Source organism: Acidovorax sp. KKS102 (genome assembly GCF_000302535.1).
In the GTDB taxonomy this organism is placed as follows: domain Bacteria; phylum Pseudomonadota; class Gammaproteobacteria; order Burkholderiales; family Burkholderiaceae_C; genus Acidovorax.
The window spans coordinates 629,983-641,627 of sequence record NC_018708.1; the positions used below are offsets into that span (position 1 = coordinate 629,983).

The following is an 11,645-nucleotide window of genomic DNA, read 5'->3' on the forward strand; positions in this document are numbered from 1 at the left end:
GTCAATGCCCCCGCTGCCGGAGCCTTTGGCGCGGTTCCTCTTGCCGGGAGAAGGCGAGCGGCCGTCCAAGCGCGAACGCACGCGGCGGCAACTGCTGCATGCCACGGTGGAGGTGATCGCTTCGCGGGGCGTGGCAGGCACCACCATCCAGGAGATCGCGCGTGTGGCCGGCATGGCGCCCGGCACGGTCTACAACCACTTCAGCACCCGGGAGGAGATCTTTGAAGCGCTGGCTTTGGCGCTGTTCACCACGCTCAACGAGCGGGTGGTGCAGAGCTACCAGCACATTGAGGACGGGGCGCAACGCATGAGCATCGGCATGCGGCGGTTCCTCTGGCTGGCGGAAGTGAGCGCACCCTGGGCCCTGCTGATGATTCAGCTGGCGATGGCTCACCCCCAGGCCATTGAACTGGTCAAGCCGTATTCCTTGGCCGATTTGCGGCGAGCGAAAGCGCAGGGGCGCTTTGATGTGGTGGATGAGGAGGCCGCCATCGACATGGTGTTCGGTACCTGCATCCGCGCGCAGGTGCGCATTGCGCAAGGGGAGGTGGCTGACTCTCCTGCGTTTGTGAACGCGCTGCTGCAGATGGTGCTGCGCGGGCTGGGAATGGCGGCGGCCGATGCAGCCGAGGTCATGGCGCGGCCGCTGCCAGCGTTCACCACGCAGGCTGCTGCAGGGGCCGTCACCGCGCGGCGAAAATCACCCCGCGCAAGCTCCTAGCAAAGCCATTGCAACGATGTGGGTGGGTGGTGCCAGCGGCGCGATGGGGCAACCTGGGGCGGCCTGATTTGTCAGCGCCCAGATGCCGTAAAGTTGTGTTCGCGCCGTGGATTGCCCGCCTCTCCCACGGTGCTCTGGCCCATCCCCCAACGAAAGCACTACCACCATGACCACCCTCGGAACCCCCCTGTCCCACCACGCCACCAAAGTCATGCTGCTGGGCTCGGGCGAGCTGGGCAAGGAAGTGCTGATTGCGCTGCAGCGTCTCGGGGTCGAGACCATCGCCGTAGACCGCTACGACAACGCGCCCGGCCAGCAGGTGGCCCACCACGCGCGCACCATCACCATGAGCGACCCGGCCCAGCTCAAGGCGCTGATCGAAGCCGAGCGCCCGCACCTGGTGGTGCCCGAGATCGAAGCCATTGCCACCCCCATGCTCGAAGAGCTGGAAGCCGCGGGCACCGTGCGGGTGATCCCCACCGCCCGCGCCGCGCGCTTGACCATGGACCGCGAAGGCATCCGTGTGCTGGCGGCTGAGACGCTGGGCCTGCCCACCAGCCCTTACAAGTTCTGCAACTCGCTCGAAGAGTTGCAGGCCGCGATTGACGCGGGTATTGGCTACCCCTGCATCGTCAAGCCCGTGATGAGCAGCTCCGGCAAAGGCCAGAGCAAGATCGACGGCCCGGCCGATGTGCGAAAGGCCTGGGACTACGCCATGGCCGGCGGCCGCGTGAGCCACGGCCGCGTGATCGTCGAGGGCTTTATCGACTTCGACTACGAAATCACCCAGCTCACGGTGCGTTCAGTGGGGGCGGACGGCCAGATCGTCACCAGCTTTTGCGACCCCATCGGCCATGTGCAGGTGAGCGGCGACTATGTGGAAAGCTGGCAGCCCCACCCCATGCATCCGGCAGCACTCGAAAAATCGCGCCAGATCGCCAAGGCCGTGACTGACAACCTGGGGGGCCAGGGTTTGTTTGGTGTAGAGCTGTTCGTGAAGGGCGAGAACGTGTGGTTCAGCGAAGTGAGTCCGCGCCCGCACGACACCGGCCTCGTGACGCTGTGCACCCAGCACCAGAGCGAGTTCGAGCTGCACGCCCGCGCCATCCTGGGCCTGCCGGTGGATACCAGCCTGCGCAACCCGGGCGCCAGTGCCGTCATCTACGGCGGCGTTGAGGCCCAGGGCATCGTGTTTGACGGTGTGGACGACGCTCTGCGCGTGCCGGGCACCGACCTGCGCTTGTTTGGCAAGCCCGAGAGTTTTGTGAAGCGCCGCATGGGCGTGGCGCTGGCGCGTGCCGACAATGTGGACAGCGCGCGGGCCAACGCCAAGCTGGCTGCGGGCAAGGTGAGGCCCCGCGCGGCCTGATGACCCAGGCCTGCAGCAGGTGCAGGCCGGTGCCATGGCGCTTGTGAAGGAGCAACCCTGTGAGCCTGAGTGCACGCATTCTGTGGCTGGTGCTGGCGGCCTCTTTGCTGCCGGTGCCGGCCCTTGTGTGGCTCCTGCTGGAGTTCCGGTCGGCCACCACCACCCAGGCGCGTGACCGTTTGGTGGCCCGGGCCAGCATCATCGCGAGCGATCTGGACGACAAGATCGCGGGCACGGGGCAGCTCTTGTTTGGCCTGGGGCGCGTGCCCCTGCTGGCCGCGGGCGACAAGGCGGCCTGCTCGGACTTTCTGGCGGATGTCCTCAAGGAGCATCCGCAGTACACCGGCATCCTCACCATCCAGCCCGACGGCTCCCTGTTTTGCGATTCCTTGCGCAGCGGCCGGGCGCTGGATTTGCGCGACCGCAGCTACTTCCAGCGGGCGCAGACGGCCACAGGCCCGGTGCTGGAGGCCGCCATTGGTCGCCTGACGGGCAAAGGCGTGCTGCAGGTGGCCTACCCGGTGCGCGACCCTGCGGGGGCCTTGCGCTTCATCCTGCTGGCCTCGCTGGACATGCAGGACTACGGCCAGACCATGGTGCATGCGCAGCGCTACGAGCGCATGAATTTACAGGTGTGGAATGCCGATGGCTCGGTGGTCATGGACTTCCACCGGCCCGAGGTGTCGACGTTGGCTGCGGGCGGGGCTGAACGTGCCTTCATGCTGCAGCCTGCCGACGGTCATGCCCTGATGGAGGGCAGCGATGGTGTGCGGCGTGTGTGGGTGCGCGCCCCGCTGCCACGCTCGCAAGGCGCGGACTTGCGCCTGGCCTTGGCTGTGCCCGAAGACGACTTGCGAGGCCCCGTGGAGCGCCAGTTCCGGCGTGCACTGCTGGGGGTGCTGGCGCTGGCGGCGGTGGTGTTTGTGGCGGCCTGGCTGTTGGTGGAGTTTTCTGTCCGCCGCCACGCCATGCGTGCCATCCGCGCCATTGGCCGATTGGACGCTGGCAACTACGCCGAACCCATCGGCGCACCCTATCCCCCGGGCGAGCTGGGGCAGGTCGCCCGGGCGCTGGACCGCATGGCGGAGTCGCTGCTGCGCCAGCAGCAGTCCATCGCGCAGCACACCGAAACGCTGGAGCGCCAGGCGCGGCGCGATCCGCTGACGCACCTTGCCAACCGCTACAGCCTGACCGAACGGCTGGACGCGGCGCTGGAGCGGGCCCGGGAGCGGGCGCACTGCGTGGCGGTGCTGGCCATGGATCTGGACCGGTTCAAAGGGGTGAACGACAGCCTGGGCCATGCACGGGGCGATGCCTTGCTCCGGGATGTGGCGGCCCGGCTGCAGGGCTGCGTGCGCCCTGGCGACGTGGTGGCGCGGCTGGGAGGGGATGAGTTTGTGGTGGTGCTGCCCGACCTGCCGGACGCGGCGGTGGTGGAGCCGATGGCCCGGCGCATCTTGCGGGCGCTGACGCTGCCCGTCGAGACCGGCGCATCCAGCTGGTTGCTGGGCACCAGCCTGGGCATCGCCGTGTTCCCGCAGGATGGAGACTCCGGCGACCTGTTGCTGCGCAATGCGGACGTGGCCATGTACGACGCCAAGGACCTGGGCGGCAACCGGCTGGCTTTCTTCAGCCCGCACATGACCGACGTGCTGACCGAGCGCTTGCGGGTGGAAGCCGGCCTGCGCCACGCCATCGAACACGGCGGGCTGCGCCTGCACTACCAGCCCATCATGGATGCGCGGACGGGCCAGGTGTCTTCGGTCGAAGCGCTGGTGCGCTGGGCAGACCCGGAGCGGGGGCTCGTGTCGCCACTGCAGTTCATCGGCATTGCCGAAGACACGGGGCTGATCGTGCCCCTGGGCGAATGGGTGCTGAACGAGGCCTGCGCGCAGGCGCGCCGGTGGCTGGATGCCGGATGGGGCGAAATACCGGTGGCGGTGAACCTGTCGGCGCGCCAGTTCCAGGAGCCCGATCTGGACCGGGTGGTGGACCGCGCCTTGCAGCGCACGGGGTGCCCGTCCCATCTGCTGCAACTGGAGATCACCGAAAGCTCCATCATGGAGCCCGTGGAGCAGGCCCTGCAGACCATGCAACGCCTCACGTCGCTGGGCGTGCAGCTGGCCATTGACGACTTCGGCACCGGCTATTCGTCACTCAGCCAGCTCAAGCGGTTTCCGGTGCGCAAGCTCAAGATTGACCGCTCTTTCGTCAACGACCTGGGGAGCAACGACCGGGGCGAAGCGCTCGTGGACGCCATCGTGGCCCTGGCGCAAAAGCTGGGCCTGCGCACGGTGGCCGAGGGGGTGGAAACCGAGCACCAAGCCCAGTGGCTGGCACGGCTGGGCTGCGACGAACTGCAGGGCTACCTCTTTTCCCAGCCTTGTGCGCCACAAGATCTGGAAAACTGGTGGCAGGGCCGGGTGGCCGGCTCCCCGGTCGGTATCACTCGCGGATCTGCCGCCCGGTGAGCTTGAGGAACAGGTCTTCCAGGTTCGCGGGCCGGTGCAGCGTGCGCAGGTGGCCGTGCTGGCCCAGCGCCTGCAACAGCGGCTGCGCATTCTGCGTGTAGAAAAACACGGTCTCGCCACTGACCTCCACGCGGGCGGCCAGGGTGCGCAGCGCGGCGTCTTCCGCCATCTGCACGGCACCCACGCCAAACACTTCCACCACATCGGGCTCCAGGTGCTGGGCAATCAGCTCGCGCGGGCGGCCTTCGGCGATCTTGCGGCCATGGTCCAGCACCAGCAGGCGCGAGCACAGGCGTTCGGCCTCGTCCATGAAGTGGGTGGTCAGCAGGATGGACTTGCCTTGCTGCAGCAGCAATTGCAGCCGCTCCCACATCAGATGGCGGGCTTGCGGGTCCAGGCCGGTGGTGGGCTCGTCCAGCAGCAGCAGGCGCGGGTTGTTGACCAGCGCGCGCGCCAGCGACAGGCGCCGCTTCATGCCGCCCGACAACTCGCCGGGCTTGGCATTGGCCTTGTGGGTGAGGGCGGCAAACTCCAGCAACTGGGGCACACGCTCGTCCATCACAGCGCCCTTCAGGCCGAAGTAGCGGCCGAAGACGCGCAGGTTTTCGGCGCAGGTGAAGTCTGGGTCCAGTGTGTCGAACTGGGTGACCACGCCCAACTGCGCTTTGATGGCCAGCGTATCGCGGGGCATCAGCAGCGGTGCGGTGCCCGGCTGCGGCGTGAAGTGCACTTCGCCACCGTCGGGCGACGCCAGGCCCAGGCACATGCGGATGGTGGTGGTCTTGCCCGCGCCGTTGGGGCCGATCACGCCCAGGCATTCGCCGGGAGCAATGGCGAAGGACACGTCGTCCACCACCGTGGTCTCGCCATAACGTTTGCGCAGGTGCAGGGCTTCAAAAAGTGCGGTCATGGACACGGATTGTGAGTCCTATGATGCGTTTTCCCGCCCATCAGCGGCAAACTCCGGCAACCCCCGCAGCCGCTCATAGATCGGCGCAAAGTCCGCCGCCGTCATCTCAAACAGCTGCTCAAAGCTGTCGATCACAAAATACGTCTGCTGGTACGTATCGATCTTGTAGCGCGTGCGCATGGTCCGCTCCAGCTGCAGCGGAATGCGCTGCGGCTCCGGGCTCTGCACCGAATACGCCAGCTCCCCCGACGAACTCAAAATCCCCGCGCCATACGCCCGCAACTGCCCCGCCTCGCGGATCAGCCCGAACTCGATCGTGTACCAGTACAAGCGGCTCAGCATCTCGCACGACCCCAGCCCCTGCGCCTTCAGACCCCCCTGGCCGTAGCGCTGCACATAGTCGGCAAACACCGGGTTGAACAGCAGCGGCACATGGCCGAACAGGTCATGAAAAATGTCGGGCTCGACGATGTATTCGAACTCCTCGGGCTTGCGGATCCAGTCCGTCACCGGGAATTTGCGGTTGGCCAGCAGGGTGAAGAAGGGCACCTCGGGGATCAGGCCGGGCACGCCCACCAGTTCCCAGCCTGTGGCTTTGTAGAGGCGCTCGTTCACCTCTTCAAAACGCGGAATGCGGTCGCTCGCGCCCAGTGAGGGCAGGGCGTCGATGAACGCCTGGCTGGCCAGTCCCGGCAGCAGGGCGCGCTGGCGCTCGTACAGGCGGCGGTAGGTGTCGTGGTCGGCGGCGGTATAGCTCGCGTAATCCTGGGTGCAGGTGTAGTCGGCATTGGCGCGGCTGTAGTTGCCACGCGGGGGGCGGTCGCTCGCCCCGTACACGACGGGTTTGACGACAGACTCGGTGGTCATGGCGTTCGCTCCCGCTCAGGCCTTCTTGGCCTCAAGCACGCCACGGGCGATCTGGTCGCGCTCGAGCGACTCGAACAGCGCCTTGAAGTTGCCTTCGCCGAAGCCGTCGCGGTAGTCGCCCTTGCGCTGGATGAACTCGAAGAACACGGGGCCCAGCATGGGGGTGGAGAAAATCTGCAGCAGCAGGCGCGGCGTGCCGTCGGCCGTGGTGCCATCGAGCAAAATGCCGCGCGACTGCAGCTCGCCCACGGGCTGGCCATGGCCGGGCAGACGGCCTTCGAGCATCTGGTAGTAGATGTCGTTGGGGGCTGGGGCCATGGGCACGCCGGCCATCTGCAGCTTGTCCACGGTGGCCAGAATGTCGTCGCAGATCAGCGCGATGTGCTGGATGCCCTCACCGTTGAACTGCATCAAGAATTCTTCGATCTGGCCGCCGCCCTGCTTGGACTCTTCGTTCAGCGGGATACGGATCTTGCCGTCGGGCGCGGTCATGGCCTTGGAGGTCAGGCCCGTGTATTCGCCCTGGATGTCGAAGTAGCGGATTTCGCGGAAGTTGAACAGCTTCTCGTAGAAGTTGGCCCAGAAGCCCATGCGGCCGCGGTACACGTTGTGCGTGAGGTGGTCGATCTCGTTCAGGCCGTGGCCCACGGGGCGGCGGTCCACGCCTTCGATGAACTCGAAGTCGATGTCGTAGATGGACTTGCCGTCTTCAAAGCGGTCGATCAAATACAGAGGCGCGCCGCCAATGCCCTTGATGGCGGGCAGGCGCAGCTCCATGGGGCCGGTGGGGATGTCGATGGGCTGGGCGCCCAACTCCAGCGCGCGGTTGTAGGCCTTGTGCGCGTCCTTCACGCGAAAGGCGAGGCCGCAGGCCGAGGGGCCATGCTCGGCGCCAAAGTAGGCGGCCTGGCTGTGGGGCTCGCGGTTCAGGATGAAGTTGATGCCGTTCTGGCGGTACAGCACCACATCCTTGGAGCGGTGCTTGGCCACGAGCGTGAAGCCCAACTTTTCAAACACCGCCTCCAGCACGCCCGGCTGGGGCGAGGTGAATTCGACGAACTCGAAGCCCATCAGGCCCATGGGGTTGTCCCAGGCTTGGAGCTGGGCGGCGGTTTCTTGCGGCAGGGCGGCGTTCATGGGGTGTCTCCGGCATTCGTTGATGAATGTCATGGACTGTAGGCGCGGCCTGCCTCATGTTTCTGGCGAATTCAAGAGGCTTGGCCGCTTGATTTGCAGGAATCTTGTGAATGGTCAAAATTTTGCGCAGTATGGCGGCGCGCTGCCGCTGGATTGCCGCCCCGGGCTGCGTCGGTTCCAGAAGAGCTAGGAGCCCGAACTACCCGCGTTGAGCCGGCGCAGCGCCAGCGCGGCGTCGATGCGTTGCTGCTCCTCGGGCGAGAAAAGCTGTTCGCGCAATTGCTGCAGGCCAGGGCCTTCGCCCTGTTGCGTGCGGGCTTGGCTGTACTGGTCCAGGCGCTGGTTCCAGTGCTGTTCCTCCCGGTCCAGCTGGGCCATGGCCTGCGCGGCTGCCGGGCCGTATTGCGCGCTGCGGGCGGCGTAGCGGGTGCGTTCGTCGGCATTGCTGGCGTTGAACGCGGCCGTCTGCGCGGCGGCGGCCATGTGTTCGGTGGCAGCGCTGCGTTCGGCGCGGTGCTCGGCGGAGAGTTCGTCGTCTGCCGCCTGCAGCGCCTGGGCGCGCTGTTCGGGGCTGAGCTGGGTGTTGCGCTCAATCTCAAGGCGCGCCAGGGTGTAGCGGTCCAGGTCGGCCTCGCGGGCAAACAGGGCGTCGTACTCGGCGTCGTCAAAAAACTGCAGGCGTACCTTGTGGCGCGCCTCCAGGGCATCGCGCAAGGCGCGTGGGTCGGTCAGGTCTTGCGGCGCGCGCAGGCTGCCCAGGGCCACGCGGTAGTCCACATAACGCTCGGCCAGGGCCAGCGCCCGCGTGGCCAGGGCAGCGGGGAAATGCTGGTTGATCAGTGCGGCCAGGCGCTGTTTTAGCGTGGCCGGGTCGCTGGCGTCGCCCGCTTCCATCAGCAGGGCTTCCAGCGTGTCGCGCAGGCCGTGCACCAGCAGCGGGTCGGCCGGGTTGTCGGTGGTGATGGCGCGGCGGCGTGCAAAAAAGCTGTGGTCCGCGCCCTGTGCTGGCGAGGGTTGTACCTGGGCACCGGCGGCGGCGGCCGCCGCCCCCGCCTGTGATGGGTGGGTATCCCCCGCGCCCAACCCGGCAGGGCCTCCCAGCCACCACACCACGGCGACCGTGGTGAGGGCCAGGACTGCGGCGGCAACCGCCCAGGTGCGCGAGGGCTGGGTCATGGCTTACAGGCCTTGTTGCTTGAGGCGGTTGGCGTGCTGGCGGTACAGCGTCACCGGGTCGGTGGAGAACCAGTCGCGCAGGCCCAGCAACTGGTTGACTTCGTCGAGGTGGTTCTGGCGGTAGTCGCCCAGGTGTTTGCCCAAGCGCGACGAGCAGGCCGACACCAGGCCATCGTTGGCTTCGCCAAAGGTCAGGCTCAGCGTGGCCAGCAGGGCGTCGCTGGCATCGAGAACGTTGGTCAGGGGCAGGGTGCCGGTCCAGGAGTAGTAGCGCACGCCGTTCACCAGCTCGGCGCCGCTGCCGCAGCCGGAGGTGGGCACGCCTTGCGGAAAGCGGCTGTTGAACTTGGCCGAGCCGGCCGTGGTCAGCGAGTCCAGCGCCGCCGTGGGCATCTGGGGCAGGCCGGTGCCGCCGGATGTCAGGTTGATCAGGCCCACCAGCGCCTTGGCGGCGGCGCTGGCCACGGCTTCGGACACCGAGCCCGCGGGCGCTACGCCGCGCAGGATGTCGGCCACGCGCGAACCCCGGTTCACGCCGCCAATCGAGGTGACCGACGCCACCAGCTGCGGCGCCACACCGGCCACATAGCGGGTGGTGGGGCCACCGTGCGAGTGGCCCACGAGATTGACCTTGGACGCCCCGGTCAGCGCGAGGATGGTCTTGACCTGCGCCAGCAACTGCTCGCCGCGCACCTCAGTGCTGTTTGCGGCCGACACCTGGGCCACGTAGACCTTGGCGCCGCCCTGGCGCAGCGCGTCGGGGATGCCGTAGAAGTAGTCGATGCCCAGGGCCGAGTCAAAGCCGAACAGGCCGTGCACCAGCACGATGGGGTAGCGCGTCTGGGTGTAGCCCGTTTGCGCCTGCGCGCCCACGCCCAGCAACAGCAACCCCGCTGTGGCTGCCAGCACCAGTCGCCGCAAAAAGCGGCTGAAAAATCCGGTCATGTGTTTGTCTCCGTTGGTATGGTTTCTTATGCTTGCAAAAACGAACGATCGTTCTTTTTTGCGAGATCAATTCTTGTATTCAGCCCCTGGAGTCACTATCGGGACATACCCGCGTGTGCGCCGCAGCATGCAGAAACTGTGCAGTTGTTCGTAAAATCCTGCGCCATGAAAGCCTTTGACGCACTCGACAAGCTGGACCGCGCCATCCTGCGCCGCCTGCAGGACAACGGCCGCGAGACGTACGACGTCATCGGAGAGCAGGTGGGTCTGTCGCCCAGCGCGGTGCTGCGCCGCGTCAAGCGGCTGGAGGACAGCGGCGTGATCCACCGCTACGTGGCCCTGGTGCAGCCCGAGGCGGTGGGGCTGGGACTCACGGCGTACCTGAACGTACGGCTGGAAAAGCACACCGAAAGCCACAAACGCAACCCCATGGATCTGTTCCGCGCCAGCGTGCAGACCTGGCCCGAGGTGGTGGAGTGCGCATCGCTGACCGGCGAAATGGACTACCTGCTGCGCGTGGTGGTGGCCGACATGGCGCACTACAGCCGTTTCATCATGGACACCCTGCTCAAGCACCCCAGCGTGCAGGACTGCAAGACCAGCTTTGTGCTGGACCGCGTGAAGGCGACCACGGCCGTGCCGGTATAACCCGGCGCGGGCCTTGGCCTGGGGATGTGCCCGGGCAGGTCACAGGCGTGACTCGCTGTGGCGTCTATTGATGTGGCAGAGGTTGCCGTAGGACAGTCCGCGCTTTACGCTCTACCTTTGCAAAGACGGCTTGGCGCTGAGTGGAGTGCAGCCGCTCCAGCCGTCGCGTCTGCGACCCCTGCAGAGGAGATTGGGGGTACAGATACTCTTAAATTGATAGCTATTGAGGCATGATCTTCCAGCGCCTAGGGCCGATTTTTCGGTATTTTGAGTCGGATCACTATTTTGTTGCGGCGCAGCAATTTGGACTGGAAAAGATGAGGGAAAACCCTTATATTTGGCGACATGTTCGCAACCAAAGACTGGCTCAAGGCATCCTGGTACGCAGGCCGGGACATGCTGCGCCCGGTAACCGGCGGCTCTTCTGCCTCTGACATTCACATCCACCAGCAGGAGACGCCCGTGATGGTTCCTATCCGCTCCCTGGGCCCCTCCTATCGGGAGCGGATCACCCAGCACCTGCTGCAGTTGGAGCCTGCAGACCGCTACCTGCGCTTTGGCTATGCCGCCAACGACGAGCAGATCCGCCGCTACGCCGAGCAGCTCAACTTCGAGCGCGACGAAATTTTTGGCATTTACAACCGCCGCCTGGAGCTCATCGCCATGGCGCACCTGGCGTTCTCGGAAAACCCCGAACACAAGCCCTGTGCCGAGTTTGGCGTGTCCGTGCTCAAGCAGGCGCGGGGCCGTGGTTTTGGCGCGCGCCTGTTCGAGCGCGCCGTGATGCATGCGCGCAATGAGGGCGTGAACATGGTGTTCATCCATGCGCTGTCTGAAAACACCGCCATGCTCAAGATCGCGCGCAACGCCGGTGCTACAGTGCGCCGCGACGGGTCCGAGTCCGAGGCTTACCTGCAGATTCCGCCCGCCAGCCTCGACACGCGCATGACCGAAATGGTCGAGCAGCAGTTCGCCGAGGTGGACTACCAGCTCAAGAAGCAGGCCAAGCAGTTCTGGGATTTCCTGGCCAGCGTGCAGGAAGTGCGCAGCGGCGTGCAGCACGCGCGCCACCAGTCGGCCGAGTGAGCGACCCGGGCCGCGCCGGGTCGTGAGATCGGCCGGTGTGGTCCTGTCACGGCAATCCGCTATCCTAGGGGCCTGATTCACTACCGCACGTCCTGCACCAAAGAGCGTGTTACGCACTTTTTCGTACCCACGTTGGGCCCTGAGGCCAGTGATCGTGAGGCGCGGGCCACTGCCAAGGCTGGTCGCCTTGGCGAGGTCCGCAACGATGCGAGCGCTGGCCTCAGGGCCCAACCCTTTGGGAAAGCCGGGGAAAGGCCCGGCCACGTTGTTGCAGCACGTTTGCGGTATTCATACCACTGCACGTCCTGCGCCTAG

General features: G+C 66.2%; 10 protein-coding genes. 5 read left to right on the forward strand and 5 right to left on the reverse strand.

What is annotated here, in order from left to right:
* The first annotated feature begins 4 nt into the window (after positions 1 to 4).
* The 3 genes from C380_RS02915 to C380_RS02925 all read left to right on the forward strand — a co-directional run bounded on the left by C380_RS02915 (position 5) and on the right by C380_RS02925 (position 4,561).
* The gene (locus tag C380_RS02915) at positions 5 to 721 is read left to right on the forward strand and encodes a TetR/AcrR family transcriptional regulator (RefSeq protein ID WP_015012395.1); all 717 of its coding nucleotides are present in this window, start codon (positions 5 to 7) and stop codon (positions 719 to 721) included.
* A 166-nt stretch (positions 722 to 887) separates the two neighbouring features.
* A complete protein-coding gene (gene purT, locus C380_RS02920; RefSeq protein WP_015012396.1) occupies positions 888 to 2,090 on the forward strand; it encodes a formate-dependent phosphoribosylglycinamide formyltransferase in 1,203 nt (400 codons plus the stop codon).
* A gap of 59 nt (positions 2,091 to 2,149) precedes the next feature.
* Positions 2,150 to 4,561 (forward strand): bifunctional diguanylate cyclase/phosphodiesterase, encoded by a 2,412-nt coding sequence (locus C380_RS02925; RefSeq protein WP_015012397.1) that lies wholly within the window; start codon positions 2,150 to 2,152, stop codon positions 4,559 to 4,561.
* On the opposite strand, the gene C380_RS02930 is transcribed toward C380_RS02925, so the two are convergent.
* The 5 genes from C380_RS02930 to C380_RS02950 form a co-directional block, all read right to left on the reverse strand.
* Entirely contained in the window at positions 4,536 to 5,471 is a 936-nt protein-coding gene (locus C380_RS02930) for an ATP-binding cassette domain-containing protein (protein WP_015012398.1), read from the reverse strand. The two genes, C380_RS02925 and C380_RS02930, sit on opposite strands and share 26 nt — an antisense overlap.
* 18 nt (positions 5,472 to 5,489) lie before the next feature.
* The gene (gene phhA / locus C380_RS02935) at positions 5,490 to 6,338 is read right to left on the reverse strand and encodes a phenylalanine 4-monooxygenase (RefSeq protein ID WP_015012399.1); all 849 of its coding nucleotides are present in this window, start codon (positions 6,336 to 6,338) and stop codon (positions 5,490 to 5,492) included.
* A gap of 15 nt (positions 6,339 to 6,353) precedes the next feature.
* Entirely contained in the window at positions 6,354 to 7,475 is a 1,122-nt protein-coding gene (gene hppD, locus C380_RS02940; protein ID WP_015012400.1) for a 4-hydroxyphenylpyruvate dioxygenase, read from the reverse strand.
* Between the two features lie 186 nt (positions 7,476 to 7,661).
* Positions 7,662 to 8,651 carry a lipase secretion chaperone gene (locus tag C380_RS02945; protein WP_015012401.1) on the reverse strand — a complete coding sequence of 330 codons (990 nt, stop codon included), beginning with the start codon at positions 8,649 to 8,651 and terminating at the stop codon, positions 7,662 to 7,664.
* Between the two features lie 3 nt (positions 8,652 to 8,654).
* Complete coding sequence (locus C380_RS02950; protein WP_015012402.1) at positions 8,655 to 9,596, reverse strand: triacylglycerol lipase; 942 nt, start codon at positions 9,594 to 9,596, stop codon at positions 8,655 to 8,657.
* Between the two features lie 165 nt (positions 9,597 to 9,761).
* Between C380_RS02950 and C380_RS02955 the strand changes: the two genes are divergently transcribed.
* Positions 9,762 to 10,244 (forward strand): Lrp/AsnC family transcriptional regulator, encoded by a 483-nt coding sequence (locus C380_RS02955; RefSeq protein WP_015012403.1) that lies wholly within the window; start codon positions 9,762 to 9,764, stop codon positions 10,242 to 10,244.
* A 345-nt stretch (positions 10,245 to 10,589) separates the two neighbouring features.
* The gene (locus tag C380_RS02960; protein WP_015012404.1) at positions 10,590 to 11,330 is read left to right on the forward strand and encodes a GNAT family N-acetyltransferase; all 741 of its coding nucleotides are present in this window, start codon (positions 10,590 to 10,592) and stop codon (positions 11,328 to 11,330) included.
* The last annotated feature ends 315 nt before the right edge of the window (positions 11,331 to 11,645 follow it).